The organism is Veillonella sp. AS16, from assembly GCF_000517785.1.
GTDB classification, from domain to species: Bacteria; Bacillota; Negativicutes; order Veillonellales; family Veillonellaceae; genus Veillonella; species Veillonella denticariosi.
This window is the reverse complement of sequence record NZ_AZYX01000018.1, coordinates 24,342-41,718: the sequence shown is the minus strand read 5'-3', so window position 1 is coordinate 41,718 and position 17,377 is coordinate 24,342. Positions and strand designations below refer to the sequence as shown.

13 protein-coding genes are annotated in these 17,377 nt (G+C 48.0%); 12 read left to right on the top strand and 1 reads right to left on the bottom strand.

What is annotated here, in order from left to right; genetic code table 11:
* The first annotated feature begins 239 nt into the window (after window positions 1-239).
* The 11 genes from HMPREF1521_RS05675 to HMPREF1521_RS05625 all read left to right on the top strand — a co-directional run bounded on the left by HMPREF1521_RS05675 (window position 240) and on the right by HMPREF1521_RS05625 (window position 15,851).
* Entirely contained in the window at window positions 240-1,052 is an 813-nt protein-coding gene (locus tag HMPREF1521_RS05675; protein WP_038116974.1) for a Cof-type HAD-IIB family hydrolase, read from the top strand.
* 12 nt (window positions 1,053-1,064) lie between these two features.
* Entirely contained in the window at window positions 1,065-1,979 is a 915-nt protein-coding gene (gene rapZ / locus HMPREF1521_RS05670) for an RNase adapter RapZ (protein WP_038116972.1), read from the top strand.
* A gap of 12 nt (window positions 1,980-1,991) precedes the next feature.
* Window positions 1,992-3,341 (top strand): gluconeogenesis factor YvcK family protein, encoded by a 1,350-nt coding sequence (gene yvcK, locus HMPREF1521_RS05665; RefSeq protein WP_038116970.1) that lies wholly within the window; start codon window positions 1,992-1,994, stop codon window positions 3,339-3,341.
* A gap of 15 nt (window positions 3,342-3,356) precedes the next feature.
* Window positions 3,357-4,304, top strand: coding sequence for a DNA-binding protein WhiA (whiA, locus tag HMPREF1521_RS05660; protein ID WP_038116967.1), 948 nt, complete (start codon window positions 3,357-3,359; stop codon window positions 4,302-4,304).
* Window positions 4,305-4,316: 12 nt separating this feature from the next.
* A complete protein-coding gene (locus HMPREF1521_RS05655; RefSeq protein ID WP_038116964.1) occupies window positions 4,317-7,406 on the top strand; it encodes an ATPase in 3,090 nt (1,029 codons plus the stop codon).
* A 234-nt stretch (window positions 7,407-7,640) separates the two neighbouring features.
* Complete coding sequence (locus tag HMPREF1521_RS05650) at window positions 7,641-8,591, top strand: aspartate carbamoyltransferase catalytic subunit (protein ID WP_038116963.1); 951 nt, start codon at window positions 7,641-7,643, stop codon at window positions 8,589-8,591.
* Window positions 8,575-9,864, top strand: a complete 1,290-nt coding sequence (locus tag HMPREF1521_RS05645; RefSeq protein ID WP_038116962.1) for a dihydroorotase — start codon at window positions 8,575-8,577, stop codon at window positions 9,862-9,864. The genes HMPREF1521_RS05650 and HMPREF1521_RS05645 overlap by 17 nt, the downstream gene beginning before the upstream one ends.
* Window positions 9,861-10,928 (top strand): glutamine-hydrolyzing carbamoyl-phosphate synthase small subunit, encoded by a 1,068-nt coding sequence (carA, locus tag HMPREF1521_RS05640; RefSeq protein WP_038116961.1) that lies wholly within the window; start codon window positions 9,861-9,863, stop codon window positions 10,926-10,928. The genes HMPREF1521_RS05645 and carA overlap by 4 nt, the downstream gene beginning before the upstream one ends.
* A 1-nt stretch (window position 10,929) precedes the next feature.
* Window positions 10,930-14,130 carry a carbamoyl-phosphate synthase large subunit gene (gene carB, locus HMPREF1521_RS05635; RefSeq protein WP_038116958.1) on the top strand — a complete coding sequence of 1,067 codons (3,201 nt, stop codon included), beginning with the start codon at window positions 10,930-10,932 and terminating at the stop codon, window positions 14,128-14,130.
* Between the two features lie 3 nt (window positions 14,131-14,133).
* Window positions 14,134-14,901 carry a dihydroorotate dehydrogenase electron transfer subunit gene (locus tag HMPREF1521_RS05630; RefSeq protein WP_038116955.1) on the top strand — a complete coding sequence of 256 codons (768 nt, stop codon included), beginning with the start codon at window positions 14,134-14,136 and terminating at the stop codon, window positions 14,899-14,901.
* Entirely contained in the window at window positions 14,901-15,851 is a 951-nt protein-coding gene (locus HMPREF1521_RS05625) for a dihydroorotate dehydrogenase (RefSeq protein ID WP_038116953.1), read from the top strand. The genes HMPREF1521_RS05630 and HMPREF1521_RS05625 overlap by 1 nt, the downstream gene beginning before the upstream one ends.
* Window positions 15,852-16,081: 230 nt before the next feature.
* On the opposite strand, the gene HMPREF1521_RS05620 is transcribed toward HMPREF1521_RS05625, so the two are convergent.
* A complete protein-coding gene (locus HMPREF1521_RS05620; protein ID WP_038116950.1) occupies window positions 16,082-16,972 on the bottom strand; it encodes a LysR family transcriptional regulator in 891 nt (296 codons plus the stop codon).
* A 194-nt stretch (window positions 16,973-17,166) separates the two neighbouring features.
* On the opposite strand from HMPREF1521_RS05620, the gene HMPREF1521_RS05615 reads away from it, so the two are divergent.
* Complete coding sequence (locus HMPREF1521_RS05615; protein ID WP_038116948.1) at window positions 17,167-17,352, top strand: hypothetical protein; 186 nt, start codon at window positions 17,167-17,169, stop codon at window positions 17,350-17,352.
* The last annotated feature ends 25 nt before the right edge of the window (window positions 17,353-17,377 follow it).

The following is a 17,377-nucleotide window of genomic DNA, read 5'->3' as shown; positions in this document are numbered from 1 at the left end:
TGCATTATTCGTATATACTCAGGTGTTTACATTTTCTACGTATGGTCGTAAGATGAGAATATAAATGGTAAGACCAAGGGGGAATGGCTATTTTTCTTGCACTACACACATTCAACCTTGTATGCGGACCTTGGAGAGGAGGCCCGATAGGACCGGACAATTCTGTCTGGTCCTATTTTTATTACTCTATAAAATGGTATAATAAAGAGTATATTATTTGTTATATAAAGGAGGCGGGCATGAATCCTTCTTTTTCTCATATACAGATGGTGGCTATCGATTGTGATGAGACCTTGGTACGGAGTGATAATACCGTATCGGATTATACCGTTGATGTGCTGCAACGCTTGCAGGAAAAGGGTGTTGCCGTTACGATTGCAACGGGGCGTATGTATCAGACGGCCCGTCCTGTCGGGGAGGCATTACAGCTTGGCAATGTACCGATGATTCTATTCTCCGGCGGATTGATTCAGGAATTAACCACCGGTCAAAAGCTGTTTGAACAGACCGTGCCTCTTACAGCGGTACAGCGAATCTTTCAGATGGCGGAAAAACACCATTGGTATATACAGTCCTATGTAGACGACCGATTATTATGTCATCATCCGACGTGGCAATCCGAGCTGTACGAACGCCAGACGGGGGCGAAGCCCGAGTTCCTAGGTGATGATCTGTACGGTTTGAACAGGGAACCGAATAAGCTGATTGCTATCGATAAAGCGGAGCATATTGACGGCATTATCGATACTTTACGACCATCGGTGGGCGATATGGTTACGATGGTGAGAAGTCAGGCGGATTTTCTGGAAATCGTCGCGCCTCATGTATCAAAGGGGCATGCGTTGCAACGGCTGGCTGATTCTAATTCTATTTCTTTAGAACATATCGTATCGTTCGGCAATGCGGAGAATGATATTTCCATGCTGAGCAGAACGGGATTTTCCGTGGCGGTTGAGAATGCGACACCTGCCGTGAAAGCTATGGCAAAAGGCATTTGTGGGCATCATAATGAGGATGGTGTGGCACATTGGATCGAAGAGAATCTTTTATAATGGAGACAGGATATGGAAGCATTTCGTTTATTAATTGTAACGGGCATGTCCGGTGCCGGTAAGACACAGGTATTACAAGCTCTTGAAGATATGGGATATTTATGCGTCGATAATATCCCGCCTATATTGATTCCGAAATTGAGTGAAATCTGTCGTCAAGGCGGAGAAAAAACGAATCGCGTGGCCCTTGTCGTGGATATTCGGGGGGGCGAATTTTTTGAAGCTCTATCCGCATCTCTTGACAGCTTGAAAGAGATGAAGGTGGATTATGAAATTGTATTCATGGATGCTACCGATGAAACATTGATACGGCGCTATAAAGAGAGTCGTCGCAGTCATCCGTTGGCCCCTGACGGGCTCATCACGACAGGTCTAAAAAAGGAACGTCAGATTTTAAATTCCGTACGTCATAAGGCGGATTTTATCATCGATACGACGAACATGAAGACAGCCAGCCTGAAAGAGTATTTGAAGACTCGTTTCACTCAAGCTGATGACGGGCACGGTATGTCTATCACCGTGGTGAGCTTCGGATTTAAATACGGTATTCCTCTCGATGCGGATATGGTATGGGATGTACGATTCCTGCCGAATCCTTTCTATATTCCCGAGTATCGTCATAAGACCGGCCGCGTAAAGGTCGTCAACGATTATATTCATTCCTTTGAGGTGACGGAAGAGTTTAAACGGAGATATTTTGATACCATGGATTTTCTCGTGCCGAATTATGAGCAGGAAGGAAAATCTCAATTTATCATAGCTGTCGGCTGCACGGGCGGCATGCATCGCTCCGTGGCGATGGCGGAGGCTCTATATGCCCATTTATTGCAGAATGGATATCATGTATCCGTTGAACATCGGGATATGATGAAAAATAATGTGGAAGAGGATTTTAATCCTCATGAAATTAATACACTGTGTGACTAGATAGGGGTTATTATGTTACGAAAAGGATGGTTCCGGTGGCTGATTCCGGGTCTAAATATCAAACGTTGGCTTACCCTGTTCAGTCTCGGTGTAGGTCTATTGATCATCGGCATTTCCTTGATGTTTAACTATCAATGGTTAGCCGTTCTTGAAGATATCGTGCTCGCGTTTTCTTATGAAATGACGGGCTTTTACAATTATAATATACTCGTCGCCGTCGGTGTTGTGCTCATCTCTGTCGGAGGTGTACTGATGCTGATCGGTACGAGTAAGGTCGTTAAGACCATTATTCGCGCCGTTTTACCGAATCCGGACAGCAAGGTGTCGGATATTATCTTTCAGAATATTCGCCTTGATAAAGGTCCTAAAATCGTCGTTATCGGCGGCGGTACGGGTCTGTCCAATTTATTGCGCGGCTTGAAAACTCATACGTCGAATTTATCGGCTATCGTTACTGTCGCTGATGACGGTGGTTCATCGGGCCGTCTGCGTGAAGACTTTCAAATGATTGCACCCGGTGATTTACGAAACTGCCTGGTTGCGTTGGCGGAACAAGAAGGTGTTATGGAAAATCTGTTCCGATATCGATTTGAAGGAGATAATGAATTATCAGGACACAGCTTCGGTAATCTGTTTATCACGGCCCTTGCGCAGGTGTATGACGGTGATATAGAGGAAGCCTTAGAGGCGGCCAGTAAGTTGTTGCGTGTACGCGGGCGCGTTATTCCGTCATCTACGGAATTTATTAAATTGCGCGCGGAAATGACAGATGGTACTATAGTTGAAGGTGAAAGTAATATTCCTAATTCGGGTAAATGTATTCGCCGCATGTACAGCGATCCGGCATTGCCGAAGCCGGAAGGGGCCGCATTGCGTGCCATAGATGAAGCCGATTTTATCATCATTGGGCCGGGCAGCCTGTATACGAGCATTATTCCGAACCTGCTCACCGATAAAATTGCATCTCATATTAGAGCAAGCAAAGCGAATAAGATTTATATCGCCAATGTTATGACTCAACCGGGGGAAACATCAGGCTATACATTAAATGACCATGTGGAGGCGCTTATCGCGCACGGCGGAGAGGGAATTATTGATACGGTTCTCGCTAATGACGGACCGTTGCCGATTCAGATGGTCGAACAATACAGCGCCGTCGGTTCAGAGCCGGTGGCAATTGATTCAAAGAAATTGCAGGCCAAAGGCATTCGTACGATTCGCGCGACGTTGATCAGTTCTCAGAAGCCGGCTGTTCACGATCCGGAGCGATTGGGCAAGGTCATCATGGATATCGTCCATGCTATGCAGTCCAATACGGAGCCGCATATTCTGGAATATTATTTACAACGGGATGATCATTAATCAGAGGAAATCCATATGTCATTTGCAGAAGATGTAAAAAATGAATTATGCCAATATGAATCATCCGGTGATGTGGATATGGCCATGAAAATTGAGGCGTCCTGCTTGTTGCGTATGAGCGGATCCATTATTCTGGGCCCTAACGGGGCCGTAGGCATTCGGCTGGCAACCGCCAATAATGCGGTTGCCCGTCGTCTGTTAGGCATTTTAAAAAAGCAATATGAACTGCCTACAAATGTACTGGTACGGCAGGGACTGAATTTAAGAAAAAAGAATATGTATACATTGTCCGTGGAGCCCTCTGCGGAAGGACGTCAGGCATTGGAAGATTTGGCCCTCTGGCCTATGACGGCACAGATTCCCAGAAGCTGGCTCAAATCGATGGAATCCCGTCGCGCCTTTTTGAGAGGGGCGTTTTTAGGGGGCGGATCCGTTAATAAGCCGCAGAGTGATTATCATCTGGAATTCATGACCGGCAATGAAGCTTTTGCGAGGGAGATTATTTATGTATTGAAATTATTTCATCTTCATGGCGGTCTGACGGAGCGTAAGGATGAGTTTGTGGTGTATCTCAAGGAAGGGGACGCCGTGACGAACTGCCTTCAAATCATGGGGGCTCAGTCGGCATTGATGGACTTTGAGAATGTGCGGATTATGAAAACCGTGCGTAATCAGATTAATCGTCAGGTGAATTGCGAGACGGCGAATCTGCAAAAAATTGTAGATGCCGCGGTTCGTCAGGTCAAAGCCATCCGTATTGTTGATGAATATTTAGGTATCGACAAATTACCGGAGAAATTGCGTGTTGTGGCCGGATTGCGACTGGAGAATCCGGAAGCCAGTTTAAAAGAGCTTGAAGAAATGATGAACGGTAAATTGTCTAAATCCGGTATTGGTCATCGTTTAAAAAAAATTGAAGCGTTAGCGCTAACTTATGACCCGAACGGTCTGGAAGAATTATAGAGGTGAGAGAGTATGTTTTCATATCAATCAAAATATTGTGTGGCTGCGGCGATGGCCGCGATGGCTGCGCTTACGGGGCATGTGGAGGCACGCGATATTGACTTAAAATCCATAGGATATTTTCAATTTTCGCCATTGCCGCCATCCTTGGTGTCCCAGACGGATACATTGTTGCTATCCGACAGTCCTGAATACGTAGGTCCTGTAGGTGGTACGCTCAGCGCGGGTACGCTTAACGGAAACGGGCGTATCTATTTCTATCATGTAAATGAAATGTCGCAACCTCATAAGATGGCCATCGTTCTGGAAAATCAGACGCCATATGCGAGTACTGTGCATGTTATGAGACAGCTTAAGTCCGTAGCATCGAAGGATTATTTTGCGGCCGGCCGCGATTTATCACGTCAGGATTTAGAACATCCTCTTGATGAAAGTCCGACGGCAAAGCCTCTATATTCTTTGAGTATCCCTCCGAAAGGTCGGCAGCTCATATTCTCGGATTTAGAAAATACACCGGTCCCTCAGGATGCATTATTTACGGGCCTTGTAGATATTAAAACGGATGCACCCGTTTATGCGCGTGTTATGATGCTCCCTATGGATCTTAATTCGGTAGAGGCGTCTCACTGGGTTAATAATTTACCGATCGATGAAATCCAATTGCGCGGTACCTATACAGGGGCCAAGCGTAATATGGAGGTAACGACGCCGTACGATACAGCTCTTGGCGGTGCTTATGTGGAAATCGGTAATGATAGAGAGGATGTTTTCATCAACGGTGTAGATGAAATGCAGAATAAGGCATTCGTTCGGGACCGCGGTAACTATGGTGTATCGTATACTTTAAAAATTCCTACGAAGGGCGAGGAACCGTTCCGTCTGTATTTTAATCCTCTCGGTGGACCTTATTCCGGTTCTTTTACGGTGAAAGCTTTGCATCAGCAGGGGGCTCGTCGAGGTGAAACGGATACTCGTACATATCATATCGGCGGTGCGGATGGCGTTTCGGCTTTAGGTGACGGAACGATTCTGGATAGCCGATTGATGGGCAACTATAATGCGGGGGATGAATTGACGTTATCCTTTATGCCTGCCGGTGCATCCAATTTACCAATTCGATTCCTATTCATTCCTGAATCATTGGCGAATCCCCAGCAACAGCAGACGATCGCCGTGGAAGTATCTAAAGAGGCTAAAGACAGCTTAGGACATCCTACGGAAGGGCTCAAGAACATTCCGGTAGGGACTTCAAAAGGTGCCGAAAAAGGTCGCATCGATACAACGAAGCCGGGTGCTGCTGATAAGGTGAAATCCGCAGAGTCAATTGCTCATGAGGAAACCAAGAAGTTAAGCGACAAGGCGGCGGCTGAGGCTAAGCGCGAAGAAAAATTGAAGCAGGCGAAAAAACTGGAAGAAGTGTTTGCCCGCAAGAAGGCCGAGGAAGCGCGTGTTGCTGCGGATAAAGCGGCAGAAGAACGCAAGGCTGCTGAAGCGAAACAGGCTGAAATAGAACGCAAGATGGCGGAAAAAGCCGAGGCGGATCGAAAGGCGGCCGAGGAAAAGGCCGCTAAAGAGGCTCAGTTGGCAGCTGAAAGGGAAGCTCTCAAGGCGCGTGAAGCGGAAGAGGCGCGACAAGCGGCAGAAGCAAAACGGATTGAGGATACGCGCAAGGCGGAAGCTGCAAGAATTGAAGCGGCTCGTAAGGCTGATGAGGCTCGACAAGCAGCTGAGGCGAAACGTGCAGAGGAATTACGTAAAGCCGAGGAAGCACGCATAGCGGCAGAAGAAAAACGCGCCGAGGAAGCACGTAAGGCGGAAGAAGCGCGACAAGCGGCAGAGGCAGAACGCATTGAAGCGGAGCGCAAGGCTGAAATCGCGAAACTTGAGGCCCTTAAGCAGGCTGAGGAAGCAAAACGTGCCGAAGAAGCCCGTAAAGCGGAGGCAGCACGTCAGGCAGAAGAGGCGAAACAGGCCGAAGAAGCGCGCAAAGCGGAAGCGGCGCGAATCGAGGAAGAGGCAAAGAGTGCTGAGAATGCCAATAAAGAAGCTGTAGCTCGAATCGAGGCGGCCCGTAAAGCGGAAGCGGATCGTCAGGCGGCGGAGCGAAAACGTGCTGAGGATGAACGTAAAGCTGAACAGGCACGGCAAGCTGCTGAGGCTAAACGCATTGCAGCCGCTCATAAGGAAGCGGTAGCACGAATTGAAGCGGCTCGTAAAGCCGAGGAAGCACGCCGAATTAAGGAAGCAAAACAAGCGGAAGAAGCACGCAAGGCTGAAGTTGCGAGAGTTGAAGCGGCCCGTAAAGCGGAAGAGATGCGTAAAGCTGCAGAAGTGAAACGCATCGAAGAAGAACGAAAGGCTGAGGAAGCTCGTATTGTAGCTGAAGCTAAGCGCGCAGAAGAAGCACGTAAAGCCGAGGAAGCTCGAAAGGCGGCAGAAGCGAAACGCGCTGAAGATCAACGTCGGGCAGAGGCCGCCCGTATTGAATCTGAACGACAGGCGGAATTGGCACGTCAAGCTGAGGCCGCTCGTCAGGCGGAACAGGAACGATTGGCTGCGGAACGCGCCGAAGCGGAACGACAAGCAGCGGAAGCAAAGCGTATTGCGGAAGAACGATACCAAGAACACCTCATGGCGGAACGCAAAGCGGAAGAAGCTCGTCAGCAGGCATTGGCTCAAGCAGAAAGCGAACGGAAAGCGAAGGAGCGCGCCGAGGCGATTCAACGTCTTCAGGAACGACAAGCCTACGAGCGTCGTAAAGCGGAAATGGCACGTCAACAGTTGGAGGCGGAACGACAAGCGGCGGAACGCGCTCGCAGAGGCCGATCCTTCGAAGAGCTGGATGATACCTCTAACAGTGCACCAAAAGTATATATTCCGGATGCTATATCCATTGAAGAGTTGACGAAACCTAGACCGACAGCTTCGCAGAATACGCGTCCTCGTGAACAGCGTGAACAGGAGCAGCAGGAACAGCAACAGGAACCGCAAAATCAACAGCAGGAGCAGCAGAACCAACAGCAGGAGCAGCAGAACCAGGAACAAAATAATGATCAACAGAATCAACAACAGAACCAACAAAACGGAGCTCAAAACGGCTGATGATTTTTTCGTTTTTACATTGACTTTCACAGGAGGATTCAGTACAATTAATGGAGATATAATGCTGAAGGCGGTACGAGAGATCGCTGCATTAGACAATACCTTTTAAATTGGTCCAGAGAGGCTAAAAAAGGAATATAGTTAAAGTGCCCTCAAGGGCTTCTTTGTGTAAACTATTAGACCTTTTGCTCTGGGCAAAAGGTCTTTTTTGATATGGTGAGTTAGGAGGCAATCATGGGACAAGTTAGCTTGCATGGCAAACATCTATTGGGTTTGCAGAATGTGTCCGCTGAAGAAATCAAATTGATTTTGGATGTGGCGAAGAAGATGAAGAAGGTCGTCCTGTCTGATGACAAGAAGATTCCGTTTTTGAAAGGGAAATCTATCGTTAATCTCTTTATGGAACCCAGTACGCGGACCCGCAGTTCTTTTGAATTGGCCGGTAAATACCTGGGCGCTGATGTCATCAACATTACGCCGAGCGGCTCGTCCATGGGCAAGGGTGAAAGCTTCCGCGATACATTGCTCACATTGGCCTATATGGGAACGGATGCCATCGTAATGCGCCATAGTGCAGAAGGGGCGCCCTTGTATGCCACAAAGGCAGTAGATCCTATCATCATCAATGCAGGTGACGGGGCGCATGAACATCCTACGCAGGCCTTACTCGATATGTATTCCATATTGGAGAAAAAAGAGTCCATCGAAGGTTTAAAGATTGTTATCCTCGGGGATATCATGCATAGCCGCGTTGCAAGATCCAGCATTTACGGTCTCACGAAAATGGGGGCCGATGTGCACTTAGCCGGTCCTCGCACCATGGTATATCCGGAGTTTGCGAAAATGGGCGTCACCGTTCATCACGATGTGCGTGAGGCCGTTGCCGATGCGGATGTAGTCAATGTACTTCGCATTCAGCTGGAACGTATTCACTCCGCTTTATATCCGACTAACCGTGAATATGCGCGTATCTTCGGTATCAACAAGGACGTATTAAAATTGGCAAAGGATGATGTCATGGTTATGCATCCGGGTCCGATGAATAGAGGTCTTGAAATCGCCCCTGATGTAGCTTATTCGGATCAATCGGTAATTCAGGAACAGGTACGCAACGGCGTAGCGATTCGTATGGCGGTATTGTACTTAACAATTCATGGAGGTGACGGTAGTGAGCTTGCTTATTAAGAATGGTACGGTAGTTAATCCGGCAAAACGACAACATGAAGTAGCGGACGTTCTCGTGAAAGATGGTAAAATTGCGGCCATCGGTCGAAATTTAAGTGCAGACGGTGCCGAAATATATGATGCGACGGGTCTCATAGTGGCACCGGGTCTTATCGATATTCATACACATTTACGCGAACCCGGTCAGGAAGCGAAGGAAGATTTTCATTCCGGTACACAGGCGGCGGCAGCCGGCGGCTTTACCCGCGTCGTAACGATGGCGAATACGACACCTGTTGTGGATAATGCGGCCCTCGTGAGAGGTTTGAAAAAACAGGCGGAACTGACCGGTGTCGTGAAGGTTGAGTTTATCGGTGCCGTTTCCAAAAACCTTGAAGGTAAGGAACTGGCGGAACTCGGTGACATGGCGGAGGCGGGCGTCGTTGCATTCTCCGATGACGGTCACTACGTAGAAAATGCGGCATTTATGCGCCGCGCTTTGGAGTACTCGTCCATGTTCGACAAGATGGTTATCGATCATGCAGAGGACATTACGTTGACGAAAAACGGTCATATGCATGAAGGTTTTGTATCCTATGAACTGGGTGTTATCGGTCGACCTGCGGTAGCGGAGGATTTGGCCGTAGCCCGCGATATCTTATTGTCTGAAATGACGGGCGGTCATATTCACATCGCTCATGTAAGTAGTAAGAATACTGTGGACATGGTGCGCCGTGCAAAGGCTAAAGGCCTCAATGTAACCTGTGAAGTGACGAGCCAACACTTGTCCTTTACGGATGAATATTTACGGGATTATAATCCCGCTTTCAAAATGGCGCCGCCAATCCGATCGGAAGATCATCGTCAGGCCCTATTGGAAGGCTTAAAAGACGGCACCATCGATGCGATTATTACAGACCATGCACCGCATGCGTTTGAAGAAAAAGACCACGAGTTCTGCTGTGCGCCGAATGGTTTCAGCGGCCTTGAAACATCGTTGGCCGGCGTTATTACGAATGCATACGGTCCTGATAAACTCAGCATCGATCAGGTCGTGTACCACATGAGTACGCGCCCGGCGGAATTGATGCGTCTTGATGCGGGTGTTCTTGAAGTCGGTAAACCGGCAGATATTACCGTGTTCAGTGATACAGAAACTTGGACTGTGGATCGCAATCAATTCTATACAAAAGGTAAGGTCAGCCCATTTGACGGTATGACCGTTACGGGCAAGGCTAAACTCACCGTAGTGGATGGTGAGGTTGTTATGAAGGAGGGCGTAGTCCTAAGATGAAAGGCAAGTTAGTACTCGAAGACGGATCCGTATTTGAAGGGTCCTTGTTAGGTGGCGCTCCTACAGTAGGTGAGGTCGTTTTCAACACCGGTATGACCGGATATCAGGAAATCCTGACAGATCCGTCCTATGCGGATCAAATTATTACATTGACCTATCCCTTGATAGGTAATTACGGCACATTAAATGCTATTACGCAGGGTCCTAAACCGTATTGTAAAGGCTTTATTGTCGGTGAGTTATGCGACTTTCCGTCCAACTGGCAAAATGAAGGCCTGTTTAGCGAGTACCTTCGTCTGCATGGCATTCCTTGTCTTTATGATGTGGATACGCGTGCGATTACGCGTACTATCCGTAATCACGGTGTAATGAAGGGCGTTCTGGTACGTGCCGATTATCCGATGGAGGATATTGAAAAATTCTTTAAACAGGAATTGCCTACCGATCAAGTCATGCGAGTTACTACGAAGTGGCAGGGGATGCGCGGCGATAAAAATGCCGAGTTCCACGTTGCCGTTATGGATTACGGTGTGAAAGAGAACATCCTTCGTTCTCTGGAGGCGGCGGGCTGCCGTCTCACCGTATTCCCGGCTGATTCCAAGGCGGAGGAGGTACTGGCCGTGAATCCGGACGGTATCTTTTTGTCAAACGGCCCGGGAGATCCTAAGGATCTCGGATATGCGGTGGAAGAAGTCAAAAAAATGTTCGGTAAGAAGCCGATTTTCGGTATCTGCATGGGTCATCAGGTACTGGCGCAGGCCTACGGGGGCTCTACGTTCAAATTAAAATTCGGACATCGCGGGTCGAACCATCCTGTACAGGACCTTAGGACCGGACGCGTGTATATTACATCTCAAAATCATGGCTTTGCCGTAGATGATACGACGTTGCCTGATGATGTGGAGGTGACGCATCGCAGCGTAAATGACGGGACCGTAGAAGGTATGCGTCATAAGACATTGCCGATTTTTTCTGTTCAATACCATCCGGAAGCATCACCGGGACCGACTGATAACCTATATTTATTCGATGAATTTGAAGATATGATGAGAAAGGGACGATAATATGACCACAGAAGCAAAAAAGGTACTCGTAATTGGTTCTGGGCCAATTATCATCGGCCAGGCGGCGGAGTTTGACTACGCCGGTACACAGGCCTGCCGCTCCCTTCGTGAAGAGGGCTACAAAGTAGTCTTGGTTAACTCCAATCCGGCTACGATCATGACGGATACGGATATTGCGGACCGCGTATACGTGGAGCCTATCAGCCTTGAATTTGTTACAGAGGTCATCAAAAAGGAACGACCTTGGGGGCTTTTGGCGACATTAGGCGGTCAGGTAGGGCTTAATATGGCCGTACAACTGTCCGAAGCGGGCGTTTTGAAAGAGTACGGTGTGCAATTGCTCGGTACCACATTAGAGGCCATCAAACAGGCGGAAGATCGTGAACTCTTTAAGGAAGCGATGAAGGAAATCAATCAACCGGTTCCTGAATCGGATATTTTTAACGACCTTGAGGAGGCCGTAGCTTTTGCGAACCGTATCGGTTATCCGATCATCATTCGGCCGGCCTATACATTGGGCGGCACCGGCGGCGGTATTGCGCATAATGAAGATGAAATGTATGAAATCACACGCCGCGGTTTGAAACTTTCACCAATCCATCAGATCCTGGCGGAACGTTCCGTTGCGGGCTGGAAGGAAATCGAGTACGAAGTGATGCGCGACAGTGCGGATAACTGTATCATCGTGTGTAATATGGAAAACATCGACCCTGTAGGCGTGCATACGGGCGATTCCATCGTCGTGGCGCCAAGCCAGACATTGAATGACATTCAATACCAGATGCTTCGCACCGCATCTGTAGATATCATCCGATATCTGAAAATCGAAGGCGGTTGTAACGTACAATATGCGTTGAATCCGAACAGCAACGAGTACATCGTTATCGAGGTAAATCCCCGTGTATCCCGGTCCTCCGCGCTGGCGTCCAAGGCGACGGGCTATCCTATTGCAAAGGTGGCTGCAAAAATTGCGGTCGGTATGACCCTTGATCAAATTACGAATGCTGTAACAGGCGAAACCAAGGCGTGTTTTGAACCGACGCTTGACTACGTGGTAACCAAATTCCCGCGTTGGCCTTTTGAAAAATTCAATTTGGCTGACCGGACCTTGGGGACTCAAATGAAGGCGACCGGCGAGGTTATGGCCATCGACCGTTCTTTGGAAGGTTCTCTATTGAAGGCGATCCGTTCTCTGGAAATCGGCTTAGACCATATCGAACTTAAAAAGATTGCCCACGAATCTATGGAGCAATTGATTGAACGTCTGCATCTCGTAGATGATGAACGTATCTATGTTGTAGCCGAAGCACTCCGCAAGGGCATCAGCGTAGAAAAGATTCACTATATTACAAAAATTGATACATTCTTTATTGAAAAAATCAAGAATATTATAACTGTAGAAAAAGCGTTAGCTGAAAACGGTTTGACAGAGGACGTGTTGCGCAAGGCAAAACGCTACTCCATGACCGACTCCGTCATCGCCCGTTATGCACATACGACAGCGGACGAAGTACAAGCGAAACGCAGGGAATGGAATATCGTTCCTACCTATAAATACGTAGATACATGTGCAGCCGAATTTGAAGCGCACACGCCATACTATTACTCTGCATATGCAACAGAGGATGAGGTGCGACCTCTGGGGGACAAATCCGTTGTGGTTCTCGGTTCCGGTCCGATCCGCATCGGTCAGGGTGTGGAATTTGATTACTGTTCCGTACATTCCTCCTGGGCGCTTCGCAAGGCGGGCTATAAATCGATTATCATCAACAACAATCCGGAAACCGTTTCAACCGACTTTGATACATCCGATTCCTTATACTTCGAACCGCTAACCGTGGATGATGTAATGGAAATCATCAAAAAGGAAAATCCTATCGGCGTAATCGCTCAATTCGGCGGTCAAACGGCGATTAACTTGGCGGGACCGTTGGCTGAACGGGGTGTAAAAATCCTCGGTTCCTCCGTAGACAGTATCGACATGGCGGAAGACCGTGAACGCTTTGACGAATTGTTGGCGAAACTTGGCATCTCCCGTCCTGTAGGGGCTCTTGTGACGTCCGATGAAGAGGCGCAAGCGGCGGCTAAGAAGCTGCAATATCCGTTGATTGTCCGTCCTTCCTATGTGTTGGGCGGTCGTGCGATGGAAATCGTATATAACGATAAAGAACTCGACGTATACATGAAGGAAGCCGTAGTCGCCTCGAAGGAACATCCTGTTCTCATCGACCGTTACATGGTCGGTATGGAGGTAGAGGTTGACGCTATTTCCGACGGCACCGATGTATGTATTCCGGGGATCATGGAGCAGATCGAACGTGCCGGTGTTCACTCCGGTGACTCCATGGCCGTATATCCGGCACAACATCTGAGTCAGGATATCATCGATCAAATCGTTGATTACACACGTCGTATCGCAATCGGCCTCAATGTTAAGGGCGTCCTCAATATCCAATACATCGTGGCTGACGGCGCATTGCATGTTATCGAGGTAAATCCTCGTTCCAGTCGTACGGTGCCGTTCATTTCCAAGGTTACAGGCATCAATATGGTGGAATGCGCAACGCGTATCGCCCTTGGTGAAAGCTTAAAGGATTTAGGTTTGCCGTCAGGCCTCGTTCCTAATAAACCATATGTGGCCGTAAAGGCGCCGGTCTTCTCGTTCTCCAAAATGGGGCTCGTGGAAATCGCTCTCGGTCCTGAAATGAAGTCCACCGGTGAAGTTATGGGTATCGGTCGTACGTACTCGGAGGCATTATTTAAGGCTATCAACGGCGCGAATATGCGTATTCCTGAGGACGGTACGATTCTTATGACCGTTGCGGACCGCGATAAAGAGGAAGCCAGTCAGCTGGCAAAAGGCTTTATCGAACTGGGGTATCATATCGAGGCGACGGGCGGTACCGGTAAATACTTTAAAGACCATGGCGTTGACTGCAAGGTGGTCAATAAAATCTCCGAAGGCAGTGATAACTGTGCGGATCACATCCGTCAGGACAAGGTTGATCTTGTGCTCAACACATTGACGGCAGGTAAACGTCCTGAACGGGAAGGGTTCCAGTTGCGCCGCCTCGCCGTAGAAATGGGGACACCTTGTCTAACAAGTCTCGATACGGCCCGTGAAGTATTGCGTGTTGTGGCAAATCGTAAGAATAATGCAAATTATAATGTAGAGGCATTACAGGATTTTGAATTGGAGTAAAACATGAGCGGTTATGTGGAAAAGGGCGAAGTCGTTCGCAATGAGCAGATAGGTTCCGATGTATGGATTATGGATGTCCACGCACCGAAACAGGCGGCGGAGGCTAAGGTGGGACAGTTCTGTAATGTGCGCGTTACAGATTCTACGGCTCCATTGTTGCGTCGTCCTATCAGCTACGCCGGATTTGATGCGGAAAAAGGAATAATTACCCTCTTGTACCGCGTCGTAGGTGCGGGAACGGATATTATGACTCGTCTCGTGCCCGGGGATAAGCTGGACTGTCTGGGGCCTTTGGGGGAACCTTTTGTAACGTCCGAGAATATGCTTCTCGTCGGCGGCGGTGTTGGTATTGCACCGATGCTGTGCATCGCTTTTCATTTGAAAGCGGATGAAAAGGCGCAGGTGATTTTAGGCTTCAGAAATGAATCGGAAACATTTTGGGCGGATCTGTTTGTCGATACGCCTGTGAAAGTACATATCACAACCGATGACGGCAGTGTCGGTACGAAAGGGTTTCCGACGGCTGTCATGCCTGAACTGATCCGTGCGAATGCCTTTACCTCGGTCATGACCTGCGGCCCTACGCCGATGATGAAGGGCGTTGCCCAGGTGGCGAACGATCTTTCCGTGCCATGTCAGGTTTCGTTGGAAGAGCGCATGGGGTGCGGTACCGGCGGTTGCCTCGGCTGTGCTTGTGACGGGGCGGAAGGTAAACGCTATAAGGTATGTAAGGACGGTCCCGTATTTCCCGCTGAGGAGGTGTTCTTTTAATGAGTGAACGCGATTTAAATAACACTGTTACACCAAATCCGAAGCTTGCCGTAAACTATTGCGGAATTAAGATGAAGAATCCTGTTATCGCCGCATCCGGCACATTCGGAAACGGCCCTGAATATGCAGGCTATCTGGATCTCAGTAATGAGGTAGGGGCTATTTCCGTTAAAGGATTGACCCCGAAGGGGCGTCACGGTAATCCGGGACCCCGCATTGCGGAAACGCCGTCCGGCGTATTGAACTGTATCGGCCTTGAAAATCCCGGTGCGGAGCACTTCGTATCGGATATTCTGCCTACCTTGAAGCAATACGATGTGCCGTTATTGGCGAATATGTCCGCCGGTACCATCGATGAATTCGCTTGGATGGCGGAGGTCCTCTCCGTAGACGGCATTGCCGGTCTTGAAGTCAATGTATCCTGTCCGAATGTCGCTTGTGAAGGCATGGCTTTCGGCGTCGATTCGAAGGTGGTGGAACAGGTGACGAAGGCGGTTCGCAAGGTGACGGATAAGCCGGTTATCGTGAAACTTTCACCAAATGTTATGGATATCGTGGAAATCGCAAAGGCCGTTGAAGCAGGCGGCGGTGACGGAGTGAGCCTCATCAATACACTCCTGGGGATGGCCATCGATATTCATCGTCGTAAACCGGTGTTGGGGAATATCTATGGAGGACTCTCGGGACCTGCCGTAAAACCTGTAGCACTTCGCATGGTGCATCAGGTCTATAAATCCGTGAACATTCCGATTATCGGCCTGGGCGGCATCATGACGGGAACAGATGCCATCGAGTTTATGATGGCCGGTGCCTGTGCCGTTCAAGTGGGAACCGCCACCATGGTGGATCCGACGGCAATCGGACGGATTGCACGAGAAATGGGCGATTATGTGGAACGATATAACCTGAACAGCATCAGCGATATCGTCGGAGCTGTGCATGATGCTTAAAAATATGTAAGTATACCGTGTAAACATAGGTATATATCATAGGTATATATAATAAATATATACGTTCATAATGTGTAACGAGATATATGTATTCGCCAATACATGTAAAATAGTATACATACTGTCTGTCCAGAGCGTTTGGGCAGAATAAAAGACCTAGTATATGATGTACTAGGTCTTTTATTATCCTCATATCGTCTGTATTTTGATTGTTAAATCGGCGTATGCTGTTATACATAGGCTTTATAGAAGTCGATAAATTGTTGCGCCACAGGGGAAAGTGAATGCCCTTTAAGCGTAATGAATGCTTTTTTAAAGTCTCCTGAGAATTCAGGTAATTTAATACGAGCCATCTTGCGGTGGTTAACCATTTCCTTCGCATCCATCGGAACGAGTGATACGGTACGACCTGAAGAAGCCCATTCGATGGCGGAACTCTTGGTGGTCGTAATAGCGATAGCGTTCAGTTGCGTCATGTCCGTCAAGCTTGATTGTATAATCATGCGTACCGATCCGCCCGAGAGCGACAGAGGACATTTTTTGATGTCATCCCATGTGATTGTATCGTGTTCCCGATCGGTCCAGAATACATCGCGTCGGAATATAGCATATAAATGTTCCTCCTGCGTGAGAAGAATATCGAATTTGTCAGTATCAACCATTTGAATATTGGCTATGCCCAGTTCGGCACTGCCGTTGATGAGTTGGCTCACGACATTTGTCATGAGACCTTCGTAGATTTCAAAGTGTACCGATGGATATTTTATGGAAAAAGCCGGCAAATACTGTTGTACAATCGGCGTAGACCGGGAGGCGGACGTTGCGATACGCAGTGTGCCCTCAATGCGTGAGTTTAACTGCTGCACCGCATTGTACGTGGACTCTTCAATCGAGCATAGTTGCTGTGCTTTTTCATAGAAAATCTTGCCTGCATCGGTGAGTTGTAAATTGGTCCCTCGTTGTCCCCGTTTGATATTGATGAGCTGCGCTCCGAATTCAGCCTCTAAATACTTTAACTGTTTACTTAAAGCGGGCTGTGTAATATGCAGAATTTCTGCAGCCTGTGTCATATTGCCAGTTTGAACGAGGGTAATAAAGTTGTGGTAATAAGATGTATCCATGTGATCTCCCTATTATACATAAAACAGATAATAAAAATTTATAACTGACAAAACAATCGTTATTTCACATTTTACAGAAAGCTATATATACTATACAACAGAAACGAGATACAAAACAAAATCAATATAAAAAGTTTTGTCTATCTCATCAAAATTTTTAATGTGTTTCTGTGAGCAAGAAAGTGGGTACTATTATGGGCGTAGTAAAAAGAACTTTAAAACAGGCAATGCGTAATTGGGAAGCACGTAAGTTAATGACTGCACACAATTCCGTTAATCGTAAAAAACAATTGGAACGGGTATGGCCTCATCCGTTGACTTCCGAAAAACGTCGTCAGCTAGGTCAGGGTGTTTTAAGTTTAGGTCGCCATAGCGGCTAATCATTACATTTGATTTTTTGTATCA